21 protein-coding genes and 1 riboswitch are annotated in these 19,108 nt (G+C 60.5%); all 21 genes read left to right on the top strand.

The features are described 5' to 3' along the window. The first annotated feature begins 42 nt into the window (after positions 1–42). The 21 genes from T518_RS06420 to metK all read left to right on the top strand — a co-directional run bounded on the left by T518_RS06420 (position 43) and on the right by metK (position 19,094). Entirely contained in the window at positions 43–717 is a 675-nt protein-coding gene (locus T518_RS06420; protein WP_036377031.1) for a metal-dependent hydrolase, read from the top strand. Beyond that, a complete protein-coding gene (miaA, locus tag T518_RS06415) occupies positions 717–1,697 on the top strand; it encodes a tRNA (adenosine(37)-N6)-dimethylallyltransferase MiaA (RefSeq protein ID WP_036377027.1) in 981 nt (326 codons plus the stop codon). The genes T518_RS06420 and miaA overlap by 1 nt, the downstream gene beginning before the upstream one ends. Before the next feature lie 127 nt (positions 1,698–1,824). Next, entirely contained in the window at positions 1,825–2,085 is a 261-nt protein-coding gene (hfq, locus tag T518_RS06410) for an RNA chaperone Hfq (protein WP_036377024.1), read from the top strand. 149 nt (positions 2,086–2,234) lie between these two features. After that, positions 2,235–2,687: a dUTP diphosphatase gene (gene dut, locus T518_RS06405; RefSeq protein ID WP_036377021.1), complete on the top strand. Its 453-nt coding sequence runs from the start codon at positions 2,235–2,237 to the stop codon at positions 2,685–2,687. Positions 2,688–2,796: 109 nt separating this feature from the next. Beyond that, entirely contained in the window at positions 2,797–4,080 is a 1,284-nt protein-coding gene (locus T518_RS06400) for a replication-associated recombination protein A (protein ID WP_036377118.1), read from the top strand. A 133-nt stretch (positions 4,081–4,213) separates the two neighbouring features. Further along, the gene (locus tag T518_RS06395; RefSeq protein WP_036377018.1) at positions 4,214–4,666 is read left to right on the top strand and encodes an RrF2 family transcriptional regulator; all 453 of its coding nucleotides are present in this window, start codon (positions 4,214–4,216) and stop codon (positions 4,664–4,666) included. After that, complete coding sequence (locus tag T518_RS06390; protein WP_036377015.1) at positions 4,663–5,808, top strand: cysteine desulfurase family protein; 1,146 nt, start codon at positions 4,663–4,665, stop codon at positions 5,806–5,808. The genes T518_RS06395 and T518_RS06390 overlap by 4 nt, the downstream gene beginning before the upstream one ends. 103 nt (positions 5,809–5,911) lie before the next feature. Next, entirely contained in the window at positions 5,912–6,835 is a 924-nt protein-coding gene (locus T518_RS06385; protein WP_036377012.1) for a helix-turn-helix domain-containing protein, read from the top strand. Further along, positions 6,835–8,649, top strand: a complete 1,815-nt coding sequence (locus T518_RS06380) for a YgiQ family radical SAM protein (protein WP_036377009.1) — start codon at positions 6,835–6,837, stop codon at positions 8,647–8,649. The genes T518_RS06385 and T518_RS06380 overlap by 1 nt, the downstream gene beginning before the upstream one ends. 2 nt (positions 8,650–8,651) lie before the next feature. Further along, positions 8,652–9,158 carry a transcriptional regulator NrdR gene (nrdR, locus tag T518_RS06375; protein ID WP_051652227.1) on the top strand — a complete coding sequence of 169 codons (507 nt, stop codon included), beginning with the start codon at positions 8,652–8,654 and terminating at the stop codon, positions 9,156–9,158. A gap of 43 nt (positions 9,159–9,201) precedes the next feature. After that, complete coding sequence (locus tag T518_RS06370; protein WP_036377006.1) at positions 9,202–10,926, top strand: TIGR03960 family B12-binding radical SAM protein; 1,725 nt, start codon at positions 9,202–9,204, stop codon at positions 10,924–10,926. 68 nt (positions 10,927–10,994) lie between these two features. Further along, a complete protein-coding gene (gene pgeF / locus T518_RS06365; RefSeq protein ID WP_036377003.1) occupies positions 10,995–11,825 on the top strand; it encodes a peptidoglycan editing factor PgeF in 831 nt (276 codons plus the stop codon). Positions 11,826–11,897: 72 nt separating this feature from the next. Next, positions 11,898–12,590, top strand: coding sequence for a YggS family pyridoxal phosphate-dependent enzyme (locus T518_RS06360; protein WP_036377000.1), 693 nt, complete (start codon positions 11,898–11,900; stop codon positions 12,588–12,590). Between the two features lie 32 nt (positions 12,591–12,622). Then, positions 12,623–13,138 carry a cell division protein SepF gene (locus T518_RS06355; protein WP_036376997.1) on the top strand — a complete coding sequence of 172 codons (516 nt, stop codon included), beginning with the start codon at positions 12,623–12,625 and terminating at the stop codon, positions 13,136–13,138. A 56-nt stretch (positions 13,139–13,194) separates the two neighbouring features. Continuing rightward, complete coding sequence (gene proC, locus T518_RS06350; protein ID WP_036376994.1) at positions 13,195–14,010, top strand: pyrroline-5-carboxylate reductase; 816 nt, start codon at positions 13,195–13,197, stop codon at positions 14,008–14,010. A 23-nt stretch (positions 14,011–14,033) separates the two neighbouring features. Continuing rightward, entirely contained in the window at positions 14,034–14,828 is a 795-nt protein-coding gene (locus tag T518_RS06345; RefSeq protein ID WP_036376991.1) for a YlmH family RNA-binding protein, read from the top strand. Between the two features lie 66 nt (positions 14,829–14,894). After that, positions 14,895–15,479 (top strand): DivIVA domain-containing protein, encoded by a 585-nt coding sequence (locus tag T518_RS06340; RefSeq protein WP_036376988.1) that lies wholly within the window; start codon positions 14,895–14,897, stop codon positions 15,477–15,479. A gap of 9 nt (positions 15,480–15,488) precedes the next feature. After that, a complete protein-coding gene (lspA, locus tag T518_RS06335) occupies positions 15,489–15,926 on the top strand; it encodes a signal peptidase II (protein ID WP_036376986.1) in 438 nt (145 codons plus the stop codon). Between the two features lie 84 nt (positions 15,927–16,010). Beyond that, a complete protein-coding gene (locus tag T518_RS06330) occupies positions 16,011–16,937 on the top strand; it encodes an RluA family pseudouridine synthase (RefSeq protein WP_036376983.1) in 927 nt (308 codons plus the stop codon). A gap of 79 nt (positions 16,938–17,016) precedes the next feature. Continuing rightward, positions 17,017–17,574 (top strand): bifunctional pyr operon transcriptional regulator/uracil phosphoribosyltransferase PyrR, encoded by a 558-nt coding sequence (gene pyrR / locus T518_RS06325; RefSeq protein WP_036376981.1) that lies wholly within the window; start codon positions 17,017–17,019, stop codon positions 17,572–17,574. A gap of 78 nt (positions 17,575–17,652) precedes the next feature. Continuing rightward, positions 17,653–17,758, top strand: a riboswitch (SAM riboswitch). Positions 17,759–17,918: 160 nt separating this feature from the next. Continuing rightward, on the top strand, positions 17,919–19,094 hold the full coding sequence (gene metK, locus T518_RS06320) for a methionine adenosyltransferase (protein ID WP_036377111.1): 1,176 nt from the start codon (positions 17,919–17,921) through the stop codon (positions 19,092–19,094). The last annotated feature ends 14 nt before the right edge of the window (positions 19,095–19,108 follow it).

The following is a 19,108-nucleotide window of genomic DNA, read 5'->3' as shown; positions in this document are numbered from 1 at the left end:
GTGTGCTATAATCATAGCATAGATTGAAAGGAGTTGGAACAGATGCTCACGCTTACATATTATGGCCATTCTTGTTTCCTGCTGGATGACGGTCAGTACAAGGTACTCTTCGACCCATTCCTGACGGGCAACCCAAAAGCTGCTATCGCTGCCGCTGATGTGGACTGCGACTACATCCTCGTCAGCCATGCGCACAGCGACCATCTCGGCGATGCGCCGGAGATCGCGGCCCGCACGGGAGCGGCCATCGTCGCCATCCCGGAGGTGCTCGCTCTCTGCGAGGAGCGCAAGCCCGGCCTCAAGCAGTACCCGATGAACCTCGGCGGCTCGCTGACGCTGCCGTTCGGCAAGGTCCGCATGACGCTCGCGCAGCACAGCGCAGGCGTTGCAGGCGGTGTGGCCTGCGGTTACGTCGTCTACATGGGCGGCAAAGTCGTCTACTTTGCCGGTGATACGGCGCTGTTCCGCGACATGGAGCTCATCGGCCAGAAGGATGCGCTCGACTATGCCTTGCTGCCTATTGGCGACAATTATACGATGGGCCTTGAGGATGCCGCTCTTGCGGCGCAGCTCCTCAATGTGCGCCACGTCATCCCCATCCACTACAACACGTGGCCGATCATCAATCAGGATGTGCGCCACTACAAGGAGATCACAGAGGCGATGTCGCGCGCAGAAGTCCACATCATCGAGCCGGGCGGGAAACGGGTGCTCTGATGGGGCCTGTGTCAACCGTACCCTCAGCAAGGCGCGAGAAACTCATCGTCATCCTCGGGCCGACGGCTTCGGGCAAGACGGCACTGTCCGTCGAGCTCGCGAAGGCACTGCACACCGAGATCTTGTCAGGCGACTCGATGCTCGTCTACCGCGGTTTTGACATCGGCGCGGCTAAGCCGGATGAAGCGGAGCGTCAGGGCGTCGCGCATCATCTCATCGACATCTGTGCCCCCGATGAGGCCTATAGTGTGCCGCTCTTCCAGCAGCAGGCCAAGGCCATCATCCACAGCCTCAATGAGCGGGGCAGGGTGCCCATTCTCGCGGGCGGCACGGGCCTCTACGTCAAGGCGCTGCTCGAGGATTACCAGTTCAACGAGACGGGAGAGCACGCATCCTTCCGCCAGCAGATGAAGGAGCTCATCGAAAAGGAAGGCCTCGAGTCTGTCGTTGCGCGGCTCAAACGGGAAGACCCCGCAGCGGCGGCAACTGTCGATACGAAGAATCCGCGGCGCGTCATCCGCGCGCTCGAGGTTGCGCATTTCGGCGAGACGATCTCGCGCGAAAAGGCGTTCGATGAGACGGCGGAGGACATGCAGGCGCATCTCTACTACGATGCATTCGTCATCGGCCTGCGCTGGGAGCGTGAGCTTCTCTACGCGCGCATCAACGAGCGCGTCGACCGCATGGTGGAGGCAGGCCTTGAGCAGGAAGTCCGGGGGCTGCTAGCCCGGGGCGTCACGCGCGAGATGCCCGCGATGAAGGGCATCGGCTACAAGGAGATGGCCTCCTATCTCGCGGGCGAGATCACGCGCGAGGAGGCCGTTGAGGCCATCAAGACGGGCACGCGCCACTTCGCCAAGCGCCAGATGACCTGGTACCGCAAGATGAAGTACATCCACTGGTACGAGCCGGAAGGTTGCATGGCAGATGAACTTTTGCAAAGGATTTTGACGGATATGGCAGGATTTTTGCCAGAATGAGCGAAAAGAAATAAAAGATGAGCAATGTCGGGCACGATGCCTGGCAGCATGCGTCGGGACTCGAACAAGAGAAGAACGTAGAGATTCAGAGATTCAGAAATGTAGAAACGTAGAAAGGTGGGGTTTTATGCCCAACAAGGCAATCAATCTGCAGGATAGCTTCCTCAATCAGGTGCGCAAAGAGAATGTTCCCGTGACCATCCATCTGGTCAACGGTTTCCAGATCAAGGGCAGTGTGCGCGGCTTCGACAACTTCACGGTCGTGCTCGATGTCATGGGCAAGCAGCAGATGGTCTATAAGCACGCCATCTCGACGATCACGCCGGCGCATCCGATTGCGGAGATGTTTGGCGCGGAGCATCCGGAAAAGAAACCGGAGAATGCCTGAAACACGATGCCTCGATGTTTCTTTGAAGGTCCTTCCATTTCTGATGGGAAGGGCCTTTTGTCGTGTACTGGAAGCGACACATCGTGAAACGATACAAGTGATAAAGGCGATAGAGATGAGCCGAGAACGAAAACGAAAGGAAGATTGAGATGAAGACGAGAGGTTTCGAGATCGTATCGAAGTATCAGGGGCGCGGCATCGATCTGCCGCAGCGCAAGACGGCGGCGAGTGCTGGCTACGACCTGCAGGCAGCGCGCACGGTCGTCGTCGAGCCGGGACAGTTGGCGATGGTGCCGACGGGACTCAAGGCGTACATGCAGCGCGACGAGGTGCTGACCATCCACATTCGCTCGAGCATGGCTATAAAGCGCGGCCTCATGCTCGCCAATCATGTCGGCATCGTCGATGCCGATTACTACAATAATGAAGAGAACGAGGGTCACATCTTCATCGCGCTCTGGAATCGCGGCAAGGCGGCCGTGACGATCGAGGGCGGCGAGCGCATCGCGCAGGGCATTTTTATGAAGTACCTGGCGGTAGATGGCGATGAAGCCGGTGCGGGCGAAGTGCGCAAGGGCGGCTTCGGCTCGACGGGACGCTGAGGTGAGCACCATGGATAACGACAAGGAAAGCCTGGATCTCTTTGCAGAGCCGCCCTTCAACCCGCGCGGCCCGAAGGGGAAGAAGGGGCAGGCGGCGGACAGCGGGGCCATGCGCGCCTTCCTGCCGCTTGCGCGCCGCATGCGTCCGCGCAACTTCGAGGAATTCATCGGCCAGCAGGAGGTTGTGGGCCGCGGCCATTTCCTGCGCCGCATGATCGAGACAGACCAGATTCCGTCCATTATCTTCTATGGCCCGCCGGGTACGGGCAAGACGACGCTTGCGCAGATGATCGCTGAGATGACGGACAGCGCCTTTGAGAAGCTCAATGCTGTCTCGGCTGGCATCAGCGACCTGCGCCGCATCGTCAAGGAGGCTGATGAGGCGCGTCGTTATTATCAGCGCCGCACGATCGTCTTCATCGACGAGATCCATCGCTTCAACAAGAGCCAGCAGGATGTGCTGCTGCCGTACGTTGAGGACGGCAGGCTCATCCTCATCGGCGCGACGACAGAGAATCCGTTCTTCGAGGTCAACCACGCGCTGCTCTCGCGCGTGCGCATCGTCAGGCTCTATCCGCTGACGGATGCGCAGCTCGTCGAGGTCCTGCGCCGGGCGCTCGGCGACAGTGAGCGCGGCCTCGGCGGGCAGCATATCGAGGCTGCGGACGAGGTCCTGAAGGCCATGGCGCAGATGGCGGGCGGCGATGCCCGCATGGCGCTCAACCTGCTCGAGGGCGCGGCGGCGATGCTGCCGGTATCGGGCGGCGCCATCACGCTCGATATGCTCGAGGAAATCACGGGTGAGCGCGTGCAGCGCTATGACAAGACGGGCGACAATCACTACGACACAGCGTCGGCCTTCATCAAGAGCATGCGCGGCAGTGACCCGGATGCGGCACTCCATTACCTAGCGCGCATGCTCGCAGCGGGCGAAGATGTCAAATTCATCGCGCGGCGCATCGTCATCTGTGCGTCGGAAGATGTCGGCAATGCCGACCCGATGGCCCTGACACTCGCGATGGCCGCCGCGCAGGCTGTGCAGTTCATCGGCATGCCGGAGGCGCGCATCACGTTGGCGCAGGCTGTGACATACGTCGCCTCGGCGCCGAAGAGCAATGCGGCCTATCTCGGCATCGATGCGGCTCTGAAGGATGTGCGCACGAAGGACTGCGGCACGGTGCCAAAGCACCTGCGCGACTCGCACTACAAGGGTGCCGCGGCGCTCGGTCACGGCCAGTCGTACTGTTACCCGCACGACTACCCGGGCCACTTCAAAGAGCAGGCGTACTTGCCTGACAAGATCCGCACGGCGCATTACTACGAGCCGACAGACCTCGGCCGTGAGAAGGCGCTGCACGATTACCTCAAGAAGTGCTGGCCGGAGCGCTTCTGAATTTCCTCTTGCGTATACCTGTGGCAGGGGAAACCGGGATATTTTGACACCTTGGGTCATTTCTGCTATATTGTCAATATAAATCCAAGGTATTTACTCGGAATTCCGTTTCATTCTAGATATGAGGTGCATCATGAAGATATCGACGAAAGGAAGATACAGCGTGACGGCGCTCTACGAGCTGGCGCTGCGCTACGGCGAGGGTGCTGTATCTCTGAAGAGCATCGCGACGAGCCAGGGACTCTCAGAGAACTATCTCGAACAGCTCATGGCGCCGCTGCGCAGGGCCGGCATTGTCAAGAGCGTGCGCGGGGCGCAGGGTGGCTACATGCTCGCGCGCGACCCGAAGGACATCACGATCGGCGAGATCATCACGACGGTAGAGGGGCCCATTGCGCTCGTCGACTGCCTGTTGACGAGCGCCGAGTCCTCTGAGCAGCCGTGTGACAGGGCCTGCGCCTGCGTGACGCGCGGCGTCTGGGAGAAGGTCTGTGACAGCATCAGCAATGTGCTCAACCACATCACGCTCTACGACCTCTGCGTGGATCAGCCGGACAATCCGAAGAAAGTAGGGTGCGCGCGATGAAGACTGTCTATCTGGACTACGCGGCGACGACGCCGGTCGACGCGCGCGTGCTCAAGGCGATGCTGCCGTATTTCTGTGAGCAGTACGGCAATCCCTCGAGCCTCTATTCCTTTGGACGCGAGGCGCGTCAGGCCGTGGGCCAGGCGCGCCGCCAGCTTGCCTCGCTCCTAGGTGCGGAGCCGGATGAGATCTTCTTTACGAGCGGCGGCAGTGAGAGCGACAACTGGGTCATCCGCTCCTTGTCGGAAGAGGCACTGCGCCATGGCGGCGGCCATATCATCACGACGAAGGTCGAGCATCATGCAGTGCTGCGCGCCTGTGAGGCGTTGCCCTCTGGCATCGAGGTGACGTACCTCGATGTCGACAGCGAAGGGCGTGTACAGCCCGAAGCCGTCGAATCATCGCTGCGCCCTGATACCTTTCTCGTCTCGGTGATGGCGGCCAACAACGAGGTCGGCACTATCGAGCCCATCGCTGAGATCGGCGCCATCTGCCGGGCGCACGGTGTCTTCTTTCACACGGATGCCGTGCAGGCTGTCGGACACATTCCTGTCTCGGTCAAGGCGTGGCAGGTCGATGCGCTCTCGCTCTCTGGGCACAAGCTCTATGGGCCCAAGGGCATCGGTGCGCTCTACCTGCGCCGCGGCCACAAGCTCGCGCCGTTCATCCATGGCGGCGAGCAGGAGCGCGGCCTGCGGGCAGGCACGGAGAATACGGCGGGCATCGTCGGCCTTGGCGAGGCTGCTGCCATTGCAGCGGCGGAGCTTGCGGAGGAGAGCGCGCGCCTGCAGGGACTGCGCGACCATCTCTTCGAGAAACTGCTGGAAATCCCCGGCGTGCAAGGCAACGGCCCGCGTGAAGGCCGCCTGCCGGGCAACCTGAACCTCGCCATCGATGGCGTCGACCATGAGACACTACTCATACGCCTCGATCTCATGGGCTTTGCTGTCTCGGCGGGCAGCGCCTGCAGCGCAGGCTCCCTCGAGCCGTCGCACGTCCTGACGGCGATGGGGCAGGCACCGGCGCGGGCAGCGACAGCCATCCGCGTGACGCTCGGTCGCTTCACGACGGAAGAGGAGATCGAAGCCTTCAGCCAGGCGCTCTGCCAGGCTGTCCATGATATCCGCAGGCAGGCAGTCTGATGTTTGCCTGTATTTTTGTCAACATAAATTTGTTTTCAGAAAAACAATCATGTATAATGAAATGAGGTGCGATGCGCACATCATTTCAAGGAGGAATATCACGATGTTAGGAGATACACTGCGCGAGGCGCGGGAAAAACAAGGTCTTACCTATAAGGATATTGAGAAGGGCACGAGCATCCGTGCGCTATACATTGAATACATCGAGAAGGGCGAGTACGATGAACTGCCGGGCGATGTCTACACGAAGGGCTTCATCCGCAGCTATGCAAATTTCCTGAAGCTCGACGCGAATGCGCTCGTGCAGGCGTTCACGGCAGAGCGCCACAAGGGTACGGCAACAGCAGCTCCGGCAGCTCCGGCAGCGCCTGCAGCCCCCAAGAAGGCACCTGCCAAGCCTGTTCAGAGAGCGGCTGCTTCCGAGAAGGAAGCGCCGAAAGCCGAGAAACCCGAAGAAAAAGCCGAAACACCGGTGAAGGCAGAAGCGCCGAAGCGCGAGAGAAAGGCACAGACTCCTGAAGAGAAGGCGGCTCCCGCCCAGCCGAAGCATGTGAAGCCAAGGGCTGCTGTCAAGCCACAGCAGACGAAGAAGGCGGCTCCGCGTCTCAAGGCGCAGGACTTCAACGAGCCGAAGCGCTCGAACGGCAAGCTCATCGCCATCGTGGCCGCTGTGCTCGTTGTGCTCGCTGGTGCGGTCTATGCACTGTCGGGCAGCGATGACAGCGCAAAGCCTGCTCCAGCCGCACAGCAGCAGGCGGAGACGCCGGCTCCGAAGACGTACGACGGCGTTGAAGTCACGGCTAACTTTACGGCTGACTGCTGGCTCGAGGTCAAGGCCGATGGCAAAGTCGTCTATGAGGGCACCTTGAAGAAGGGCGACAGCCAGACCTGGAAGGGCACGGACAAGGTCACGGTGCGCGTCGGCGATGCCGGTGCCGTTTCGTTCTCGGTCAACGGCAAGGACCTTGGCACGGCCGGCAAGACGGGCCAGGTTGCCAATAAGACGTTCACGAAGGATGGCAACTGATGCAGGGATTCTTACCGATCTGCCGGCGCGACATGGAAGAGCGCGGCTGGCACGAGCTCGATTTCGTCTTCATCTCGGGTGATGCCTATGTCGACCACCCGAGTTTCGGCCCGGCCATCATCTGCCGTCTGCTCGAGAAGCACGGCTACAAGGTCGGCATCATCCCGCAGCCGGACTGGCATACGACGAAGGACTTTGACCGCCTCGGGAAGCCGCGCCTCGGCTTCCTCGTCTCGGCTGGCAACATGGATTCCCTGCTCAACAAGTTCACGGCGGCCAAGAAAGTCCGCCATGAAGATGCTTACTCGCCGGGCGGCCAGGCCGGCCATCGGCCAGAGCGCGCGACGATCGTCTACTGCAACCGCCTGCGTGAGCTCTACCCCGATGTGCCCATCATCATCGGCGGCATCGAGGCGAGCCTGCGGCGCATGGCGCATTACGACTACTGGTCGAATGCGATACGCCGCTCCATCCTCGTCGACAGCCAGGCCGACCTCCTGATCTACGGCATGGGGGAGCGCGCCATCATCGAGATTGCTGCTGACCTCCAGCAGGGCATCGAGGTGGAGAATATCCAGGACGTCCAGGGCACGTGCTACCGCGTGCCCAATAAGGATTATGCCTGGGATTATCTCGAATTGCCGTCCTTTGCGGAGGTGCGCGCGGACAAGAAGCGCTTTGCTGAGGCATTCAAGCTCGAGTACCTCGAGCAGGATCCGATACGCGGCAGGCGCCTCGTGCAGCAGAATGATGAATGGTGCGTCGTGCAGAATCCGCCGGCTCTGCCGCTCACGGAGGAGCAGATGGATGAGGTCTACGACCTGCCCTACATGCGCACCTATCATCCCATCTACGAGAAGGCCGGCGGCGTGCCGGCCATCAAGGAAGTCCAGTTCAGCCTTGTCTCGCAGCGCGGTTGCTTCGGCGGCTGCAACTTCTGTGCGATCATCTCGCACGAGGGGCGCATCATCCAGCGCCGCAGCCATGCGTCGCTCCTGCGCGAGGCGAAAATCCTGACGAAGCTCAAGGGCTTCAAGGGCTACATCCACGATGTCGGCGGCCCGACGGCAAACTTCCGCCGCACCTCATGCGACGGCCAGCTCAAGCGCGGCACCTGCCGCGGCAAGCCGTGCATCTCGCCGGAGCCGTGCAAGATGCTCGTGGCCGACCACAGCGACTACATCAAGCTGCTGCGCGAACTGCGCAGCCTGCCGGGCGTCAAGAAGGTATTCGTGCGCTCCGGCATCCGTTTCGACTACCTGCTGCTCGCCAAGGACGATTTCCTCTACGAGCTCTGCAAGTACCATGTCAGCGGCCAGCTCAAGATCGCGCCGGAGCACATCTCCGACCGCGTGACACGACTCATGGGCAAGTCGAACCGCGCCGTCTACCTGCGCTTCGTCGAGAAGTTCCGCCGCATGAACGAGCGGCTCGGCAAGAAGCAGTACCTCGTGCCGTACTTCATGTCGAGCCATCCGGGCTCGGAGCTCAGCGATGCCATCGAGCTCGCCGAGTTCATCCGCGACATGGGCTACCATCCGCAGCAGGTGCAGGACTTCATCCCGACGCCGGGCACGCTATCGACCTGCATGTGGTATACAGGGATAGACCCGATGACGGGCGAGAAGGTCTACTCGGCTAAGAGCTACGAAGAGAAGAGGATGCAGCGGGCCCTCATGCAGTACTGGCTGCCGAAGAATCACGAGATCGTCCGCAAGGCCCTGCATCTCGGCCATCGCGAAGATCTCATCGGCTACGGGCCGAAGTGTCTCGTGCGCCCGCGCAGACAGCCAAAGCAGGTAAAGAAGGTGTAAGTATGAGATGTCCCTATTGTAAACACGAAGACAGCCGCGTCATCGACTCGCGTGCGACGGATGACGGCATGACGATACGCCGCCGCCGCGAGTGCAGTGCCTGCGGCAAGCGCTTCACGACGTACGAAGTCGTCGAGAAGCTCCCGCTCATGGTCATCAAGCACGATGGCCGCCGCGAGGTATTCAAGCGTGACAAGATCCTCAACGGCATCATACGGTCGTGTGACAAGCGCGATATCTCGATGGAGCGCATCCTGAACCTCGTCAATGAGATCGAGCGCGATATCCGCAACACGATGGACCGCGAAATCTCCTCGCAGGACATCGGCCGCCTTGTCATGGAGCACCTCAAGGACTTCGATGACGTCGCTTACATCCGCTTTGCCTCTGTCTACCGCAAGTTTGCCGACATCTCGAGCTTCCTCGAAGAGCTGCAGAACATGCAGCAGCGCAAGCAGCGCGAGCACGGCAAGGGTACCGAGGCGCATGAAACGCATGAAAAGAAATGAGAAATGATTGGCCGGGGTACGGGTCAGTACGGAGGATGATCACTTGGATTGGGAATTGAAACGAGAGCTGAAGGAACAGCTGCAGGAGGAGCAGGGATACTATGTCTATCCCGTGGGCACGAGGACGCGCTTTGCCCTCGTCTATCCCAATTCCTATTTCGTCGGCATGTCGAATCTCGGCTTCCACATCATCTATGACCTCTTGAACAAGCGCGGCGATACGGCCTGTGAGCGCGTCTTCCTGCCGGAGCGCACGAAGATCGCGCGCTATGAGAATACGCGCACGCCAATCATGAGCATGGAGACACAGTCTCCGCTCTATGACTTTGAGGTGCTGGGCTTTGCCGTCTCGTTCGAGATGGATTACTTCAACATCCTGCAGCTGCTCGCTTTGGGCAAGGTCAAGGCGAAGGCCGTGGAGCGCGGCGAACGCGATTCCATCCTCATCGCGGGCGGTCCGTGTCCGACGTTCAACCCGGAGCCGCTCGCGGCAATCTTTGATGCCTTTATCATCGGCGAAGGCGAGGTTGTCGTGCCGGCCTTCATGGACGTCTACCACGAGGCAAAGCGAGAGGGGCTCTCGCGCCGGGAGACTTTGCAGAAGCTCGCCGCCGTGCCGGGCGTTTACGTGCCCTCGCTCTACGCGCATCATTACGATGGCGAAGGGCATCTGACGGCCATCGAGCCGCTCCCCGGGGCGCCGAAGGCTGTCGCGCGCCAGTGGGTGCACGACCTCGACGCGTATCCCGCGCACACCGTTGTCGTCACCGACAATACGGAGTTCAACTTCTATCTCATCGAGACGGCGCGCGGTTGCGGCCGCCACTGCCGCTTCTGCATGGCGGGCTACTGTTTCCGCAAGCCGCGCAACCGCTCGCTCGCCGTCATCAACGAAGAAGTGCAGGAAGCGCTCAAGTATCGCAAGCGCATCGGCCTCATGGGCGCGGCCATTTCCGATTATCCCGAGATTGATGCGCTCTGCAAGGATATCTTAGGGGAAGGCCTCTCGATGTCCGTCGCCTCGTTCCGCGCTGACTCAGTGACGAAGGAGCTCGTCGACTCGCTGGCCGAGTCCGGCCTCAAGACGCTGACGATGGCGCCAGAGGCCGGCAGTGACCGCATGCGCGCCGTCATCAACAAGGGCATCGAGGAGCACCATCTGTTCCACTCGATGGATCTCGGCCTCTCGGCCGGCATCCGCAATTTCCGCCTCTACATCATGGTCGGACTGCCGTTCGAGCAGGAGGAGGATATCGATGCCATCATCGACCTCGCTGAGCGCCTCAAGGACTACATGGAAGAGCGCGGCAGCAAGGGCACGCTGACGCTCTCCGTCAATCCCTTCATCCCGAAGCCGTTCACGCCGTTCCAGTGGGAGCCGATGGCCGACCGCAAGGTTGTCGAGAAGCGGCTGAAGCGCCTAGAGAAGACGCTGCGCCGCCGCAAGCACGTCGTCGTCAATATCGAGTCGCCGAAGGAAGCCTATATCCAGGGCGTGCTCTCGCGCGGCGACCGCCGCGTCGGCGAGGCGCTTGTGCTCGCGCATGAGCTCGGTGGCAGCAAATCGTTCAAGCGCGCGATGAAGGAGATGCGCCTAGACCCGGCGTTCTATCTCTACCGCAAGCGGCCTGAGTCGGAGATTTTCCCGTGGGAGCGCCTTGACATGGGCTTCAAGAAGTCGTACCTTTATGAAGAACTGAAGCGGGCGGCAGAGCTGAAGCCGACCATCCCGTGTTTTGAGGGATGCCACCGCTGCGGCGTCTGCTGATCGGTGAGACCATCCTGCCATCCTGCCATCCTGTCATTCTGTCATCTTGTCGTTCTGGAGGTGTTTCGATGAGCTTTTCTCTGATTGAGATCGACCCTGTCCATCGCATATACAGCGGTCATTTCTCCTCGTTCCCCGAGGATATTGCCGTCCATGGCGTTTCCTGCCGCAGGGGCGGCGTCAGCAAATCCCCGTGGGATTCGCTGGACCTCGGCCTCCATGTCGGGGATGATCCCGCCGATGTCGCCGAAAACCGCCGCCGCTACCTCGCGGCACTTGGCCTCGACGCTTCGCAGCTCGTGACACCGGAGCAGGTGCACGGCGAGGCGATACAGCGCGTCGGCCGCAGCGATGCCGGCCGCGGCGCTCTTTCTTATGCGGACTCCATCGCCAAGACGGATGCGCTGATCACGGACGAGCCGGGACTGCCGCTCCTGCTCTGCTTTGCTGACTGCACGCCCATCCTGCTGCTCGACCCCGCTCATCGGGCTGTCGGTATCGCGCACGGCGGTTGGAAGGGCACGGTGCGCCGCATCGCGGCGAAGACCGTCCTGCGCATGCAGCGGGAGTTTGGCACGCGGCCAGAGAATGTCCTCGCGGCCATCGGCCCATCGATCGGCCCGTGCTGCTACGAGGTCGGTCCTGAGGTCGAGCGCCAGTTCCAAGAGGCCTTCTCAGGCCATGAGGCGGCGCTCTTCTCGCATCCAGATGCGGCGGGCGGCACGCACCTGAGCCTCTGGGCGGCCAACCGCCTGCAGCTCGAGGAGATTGGCGTCCTGCGGGAGCATATCGACGAGGCGCGCACCTGCACGGCCTGCCACCACGAGGATTTCTTCTCCTATCGCGCAGATGGCGGCCAGACGGGGCGTCTCGGCGCCGTCATCGCTCTGCGCAGCTGATCGGCGCTCCTGCCAATGGAATCATTTTATTTTTCTTTTATACCAGTTACCAATACAAACGGGGGAAGTCTCATGATTGCAGAAAATCTCCATCAAGTTGAACAGAATATCCAGGATGCCATGGCGCGCCGCACGCGCGTGCCGAAGGACACGCCTGTGAAGCTCGTCGCTGTCACGAAGAACCACGATGTCGAAGCGATGCGCGCGGCCATTGACGCCGGTGCCACCGATATCGGTGAGAATCGCATCCAGGAGGCTAAGAGCAAATTCGATGTCCTCGACCGTGATGTCACCTGGCACCTCATCGGCCACCTGCAGACCAACAAGGCCAAGCAGGCTGTCAAGTACTTCAGTCTGATCCACTCGGTCGACACAGAGCACCTCGCGCGCGCCCTCGACAAGGAAGCCCGCAAGATCGGCAAGTGCCAGGATATCCTCGTGCAGGTCAACCTCGCGAAGGAGGACAGCAAGTCGGGCATCTACAAGGAGGATTTGCGCCCGCTCTTAGACCTCGTCGATGAATTGCCGAACCTGCGCCTGCGCGGCCTCATGTGCATCGCGCCGAATTACGATGATGTCGAGAAATGCCGCCCGCTGTTCCATGAGATGTATGAAATTTTCCAGCAGGTAAAGGAGATTCCCTTCAAGACAGCGAATATATCCTATTTATCGATGGGTATGACGCATGATTACCAGATTGCCGTAGAAGAAGGGGCCAACATCGTCCGCGTGGGAACCGCAATCTTCGGCCCGCGTCAGTACTAGACCATACAAAGAGAAATCGAGGAGTGTTTCAGATGAATGTGATCGATAAGATTTGTGGCAAGTTTGGCCTCTCGGATCCAGATGAGGACGAAAAGCTGGCCTTGGCCGAAGAAGAAGAGAGAGAGCGGGAGCGCAGCCAGAAGCGCGCTGCAGAGCAGAAGGAGGAAGAAACGTTGGGGAGCAATCGAGATCATCAGGAGAAAGAGACAAGCAATGTAGTCAATCTTCATTCTGGTGCTTCGGTCCGGGAGAATGTCGTGGCGGCGCAGATGAAGGTCATCATCATCGAGCCGAAGACATTTGACGATGCACAGCAGGTCGCGAACAATCTGCGCGAGCGCAAGCCAGTCGTCATCAACTTCGAGCACACGGATGCTGAGGCAGCTAAGCGCATCATCGACTTCATCAGCGGCACGACGTATGCCCTGAACGGCGAGATCAAGAAAGTCGGTCACAATGTCTTCCTCTGCGCGCCGAGCAATGTCAATGTGACGTATACGGAAGAGGAGCGCAAGGTGTCGGCAGAGATGCCCTGGCTCAAGAAGTGAGTGCATCGCATCCGCAAGAATACTAGGGATACTGTAAAGTCTGAGGGGGCTTTTCTATGAGCATGGATTTGCGCGTCGGTTTCATCGGCGGCGGCGCGATGGCAGAGGCCATCGTCGCCGGCATCACGCAGGGGACAGTCAGCCGCGAGAACATCTACGTATCGGACCACAAGGCAGCGCGCTGCCAGCAGCTCGCTGAGCAGTACGGCATCCACGCGAGCGTGGGAGCGGACTCGTTCCTCGGCCATGTCGATGTCCTCTTCCTCGCCGTCAAGCCACAGGCCGCGGCCAAGGCTATCGCAGAGGTCAAGGACAAGGTGAAGGGCACGACGCTGATCCTCTCAATCGTCGCAGGACTGACGCTCGATGTGTTGGAAGCGTCGTTTGCGGAGCAGCCTGTCGTGCGCATCATGCCGAACACGCCGCTCTCTGTCGGCGCCGGCATGTCGGCCTTTGCCTGCGGCACGCGCGCGGGAGAGGCGGAGTCCGCCATCGTCGCGGAGCTCTTGTCTTCGGTCGGCCGCGCCATCGAAGTCACGGAGTCCGCGATGGACGCCGTGACGGGGCTCTCAGGCAGCGGTCCGGCCTACGTATTCCTGCTCATCGACGCATTGTCGGACGGCGGCGTGGCCGCGGGCCTCAAGCGCGACGATGCGACGCTCTTGGCGGCGCAGACCGTCTACGGAGCGGCAAAGATGGTCCTCGAGACGGGGAAGCATCCGGACGCCCTGCGCGACCAGGTCACGAGTCCGGCCGGCACGACGATTGCCGGTGTGCGCGTGCTCGAGAACCGCGGCCTGCGCGGCGCGCTGATGGACGCCGTGATCGCTGCAACGGAGAAGTCGAAGGACTTAGGGAAAAGTAAGAAGTAAGAAAAGAAGTAAGAGAAGCATATATGGCAAGTGAACAGAAAGAAAAACTCATACGGTTTTACAAGGGCACGGAAGGCGAGGAGACGGTCGTCAAGCTCGTCGACCTCGCAGAAGCCGTGCAGCGCAGCCAGAAATTCCGCCTGAGCGGCTTCCTAGACCCGTACGGCCAGGAAATCGCAGAGACGGTGGCAGCCAACTATCCGGGGCTGTGCGTCGATTTCGGCGGCGGCTATCAGGGTGCGGAACGTGCGCGTGCGATGTACATCCACGAGGACTTCGCCGGCACGCCCGCTGGCTTTGACATCGCCTGCCTCAAGGCATCGTGGAACGGTCAGTTTGCACGCCTGAGCCACCGCGATGTGCTCGGCGCCCTGATGGGGCTTGGCATTGAACGGGACCGCCTCGGTGACCTCTTGGTGACAGCGGATTCTGTGCGCATACTCTGCGACAGCAAGATGGCAGAGTACTTGCTCCAGAACCTCACGAAGATCGGCGCCGTTGGCGTCAGCTGCGAGATGGCAGACCTTGCGGACATTGCGCCGCGCGAGGAGCGCTGCAAGGAGATCCGCGCGACGGTCGCCTCGCTGCGCATCGACTCAATCGCGGCCTCGGGCTTCGGTTCGTCGCGCAGTCGCGCGGCCGCTGACATCGCCGCTGACAAGATGAAGCTCAACTGGCAACCGGTCAAGAGCGCGTCGCAGACGGTCAAAGAGGGCGACATCATCTCGATGCGCGGCCGCGGCCGCCTCGAGGTCGCGGAAGTCCGCGGCCAGACGAAGAAGGGCCGCACCGTCGTCGTGCTCAAGCGCTACATCTGACGAGTACAGACGGGCCACAGATGCATGGATTCACAGACTCATTCATATAGATGGGAGATCTTGATTTTGCTTACACCACTCGATATCCACAACAAAGAATTTAAGCGCAGCTTCCGCGGCTACAACGAAGATGAGATCGATGACTTCCTCGACCAGGTCGTCAACGACTACGAGAAACTCTTCCGCGAGAACGACAACCTCAAGGAAGAACTCGCCCGCATGAAGAAGGACAATGCGCAGTACCAGAAGCTCGAGAACAATCTCAAGGAGACGCTGCTGATTGCGCAGAAGACGGCCAATGAGGTCACGGACACGGCCAAGCAGCACGCAGAGAACCTGCGCGAGAGCACGGCGAAGGAGTGCCAGAACATGCGCCGTGATGCTGAGATCTCGGCGCGCCAGATGGTGGAGGCAGCTGACCACCAGGTCAAGTCCGCCACTGTCGAGTACTGCCGCCTCGTCGAGGCCAAGTCGCAGTTCCTCTATCAGATCAAGGCAGCGCTTGAGTCGGAGCTCGCTGTGCTCCATGATGCCATCGACCGTCTGCCGCGCCAGCAGACCACTGCGCCGCAGCAGGAAGAGAAGTCTGAGGCAAATCCAGCTGCGCCACAGGAGAATGCCCCTGCAGCTGATGCTGTACAGAAGGGCTGAGACAGCGCCATGGCGTTTGTATTATTTGTCCTGATCCTCGTCGCCGACCAGCTGACGAAGTACGCCATCAGCGCGAACTTCCTGCCCGGTGAGAGTCTGCCCGTCGTGCCACATATCTTCCACATCACCTACGTGCTGAATCCTGGTGCCGCCTTCGGCATGCTGCCGCAGGCGCGCTGGTTCTTCGTCCTCGCGGCGGTGGCGCTCTTTATCGCCTTCATGGCCTACCACAGGCAGCTTAAAAGGCAGCCCGCAGCGTTCTACTACGGCTGTGTTGCCATGCTTGCCGGGGCCGTCGGCAATCTCATCGACCGCATCCGCCAGGGCCTCGTCATCGATTTCTTCGATTTCCGCATCTGGCCCGTATTCAATGTGGCCGATGTTGCGATTGTGCTCGGCGTTGCAGGCATGGTCTTTGCCATACTGTTCCGCATGAAAGATGCGTGAGCGCACAGAGTGCGCGATGGATGGTAGGCATGAGATAGGAGCAGGCGTGGAGCTGGAGGAGAAGAAAGGGATGGATGAGTGAATATGTCAGATTCTACGAAGGTGTTTACAGCAGACCAGGACGATGAGCGTCTCGACCGCTTCCTCACGCGCATGGAGCCCGCGCTCTCGCGCGCCCATGTCCAGAAGGTCATCGCAGAGGGGCAGGCACTCGTCGGCGGTCGTGTGCGCAAGTCCAACTACAAGCTGCAGGCAGGGGAGGAAGTCATCTTCCATCTGCCGGAGGCAAAGCCCGTCGAAATCCTGCCGGAGGATATCCCGCTCGCCATCCTCTACGAGGACAGCGACATCATCGTCGTCAACAAGGCGCGCGGCATGGTCGTGCATCCGGCAACGGGCATCTACACCGGGACGCTCGTCAATGCACTGCTCTATCACTGCAAGGATCTCTCCGGCATCAACGGCGAGATCCGTCCGGGCATCGTCCACCGCCTCGACAAGGACACGTCGGGCGTCATGGTCGCGGCCAAGAACGACGCGGCGCATCTCGACCTCGCGGAGCAGATCCGCACAAAGGCGGCGCACCGCATCTACTGGGCCATCGTCTGCGGCAACATCCGCGAGGAGGCAGGCGTCATCAAGGGCGACATCGGCCGTCATCCGACGGACCGCAAGAAGATGGCCATCGTGCATGAGCACGGCAAGCCGGCTGTCACGCACTTCCGCGTGCTCGAGCGCTTCGGCGACTACACGCTCGTCGAGTGCCGCTTGGAGACGGGCCGCACGCACCAGATCCGCGTGCACATGGCGAGCATCGGGCATCCCGTGCTCGGCGATCCCAAGTACGGGCCGCGCAAGGCCTGCCCGTTTGCCATCAAGGGGCAGGCGCTGCATTCCATGCAACTCACGCTGACCCATCCGCGCACGCGCGAGAGTATGACCTTCACGGCACCTCTGCCTGAGGACATGGAGAAGATCCTCAGGGCACTGCGTGCCAAGTTCCAGCGCTGATCGCACGTTTAGCAGCTGCAAGAGTGTATCGTGCTTTGCAGTCGTAACGATCAACGGATTGTGTTTGGGAGGGATTTTTATGCCAGTATTGACCGACAAGACCGTCATCATGGATTCCGAGGGGATTCGCCGCGCCCTGACGCGCATCTCGCATGAGATCGTCGAGCGCAACAAGGGCGTCGACAACATCGTCATCGTGGGCATCCGCACGCGCGGCGTGCCGATTGCGGAGCGCATCGCTGCCAATATCGAGCATATCGAGGGCAAGAAGCCGCCAGTCGGTGTCCTCGACATCACGCTCTATCGCGATGACCTCTCGTCACTCTCGTATCAGCCGATTGTTCATCAGACGGAACTGCCTGTCGACATCACGGGCAAGACAATCGTGCTCGTCGATGACGTGCTCTACACGGGCCGCACGATCCGCGCAGCGCTCGATGCCATCATCGACATGGGTCGCCCGAAGGCCATCCAGCTCGCAGTCCTCGTCGACCGCGGCCACCGCGAACTGCCGATCCGTGCAGACTTCGTCGGCAAGAATGTGCCGACCTCCTCGCACGAGGTCGTCAGCGTCCAGCTCAGCACGATCGACCAGGCCGAGAAGGTCGTCATCCGCGAATTCCGCGACGAGAAATAAAAATGAACCTGCTTCATTTTTTGCTTGACAGCGGCCCTGCGGATGCGTTATGATGAATACAACAAGCAGAATAGTGAACTCACATCCAGAGCGGCGGAGGGACTGGCCCAATGAAACCGCGGCAACCATTGACGCTTTGTCAAAACGGTGCCAATTCCTTTAGGTTCAGCCTATAAGATGAGAGTGCGATAGAAAGCTCTCTTTTATAGAGAGCTTTTTCTGATGTACGGGAAGAGCGGTGAGCTTGCTGGTCCGTGCAGGCCGTTCTGGAGCTGAGTGGATTCGTCCGTATTTCAGTAGTATGGATTCAACAGAAGGAGGTTTCTCTCTTGAGCAAGAAACGCATGTTATTTACCTCGGAATCGGTCACGGAGGGTCATCCGGACAAGATGGCCGACCAGATCTCGGACAGCATCCTCGATGCTATCCTCGCTAAGGACCCGAATGGCCGCGTGGCCTGCGAGACGCTCGTGACGACGGGGCAGGTACACGTCGTCGGTGAGGTGTCGACGCACTGCTACGTCGACATCCCGAAGATCATCCGCGAGACGGTGCGCGAAATCGGCTACACGCGCGCCAAGTACGGCTTCGATGCCGACACCTGCGGCATTCTCGTCTCGCTTGACGAGCAGTCGCCGGATATCGCACAGGGCGTCGACAAGGCACTCGAGGCGCGTGAGGGCGATATGGACATCGAAGATGCCATCGGCGCCGGCGATCAGGGCATGATGTTCGGCTATGCGACGAATGAGACGAAGGAGTACATGCCGCTGACCATTGCGCTGGCACACCGCCTCGCACGCCGCCTCGCCGAGGTCCGCAAGGACGGCACGCTCTCCTATCTTCGTCCGGACGGCAAGACGCAGGTCACGGTGCTCTATGAAGATGGCAAGCCGGTCGCCGTCGACACGATCGTCATCTCGACGCAGCACGACGAGAATATCGAGCTCAAACAGATCCGCAAGGACCTCATCGAGCATGTCATCAAGGCCATCGTGCCGGCCGAACTCCTGACGGATGCGACGAAGATCTTCATCAATCCGACGGGCAAGTTCGTCATCGGCGGACCGCAGGGCGACTCGGGCCTGACGGGCCGCAAGATCATCGTCGACACGTACGGCGGCTGGGCACGCCATGGCGGCGGCGCTTTCTCGGGCAAAGACCCGACGAAGGTGGACCGCAGTGCTGCCTATGCGGCCCGCTACGTCGCCAAGAACATTGTCGCCGCCGGTCTCGCTGACCGCTGCGAGATCCAGCTGGCCTACGCTATCGGTGTCGCACATCCTGTCTCCATCATGGTCGATACCTTCGGCACCAACAAGGTCGATGAGGATACGATCGAGGCGCTTGTCAAGAAGCACTTCGACCTGCGCCCGGCCGGCATCATCAAGATGCTCGACCTCCGCCGCCCCATCTACAAGCAGACCGCTGCTTACGGTCACTTCGGCCGCACTGACGTCGACCTGCCGTGGGAGCACACCGACAAGGCTGCCATCCTGCGCGAGGAAGCTGGACTGTAATAACTGTAATAACA

This window comes from Mitsuokella jalaludinii DSM 13811, assembly GCF_000702905.1.
Classification (GTDB): Bacteria; Bacillota; Negativicutes; order Selenomonadales; family Selenomonadaceae; genus Mitsuokella; species Mitsuokella jalaludinii.
This window is presented reverse-complemented; position numbering and strand designations above follow the sequence as displayed.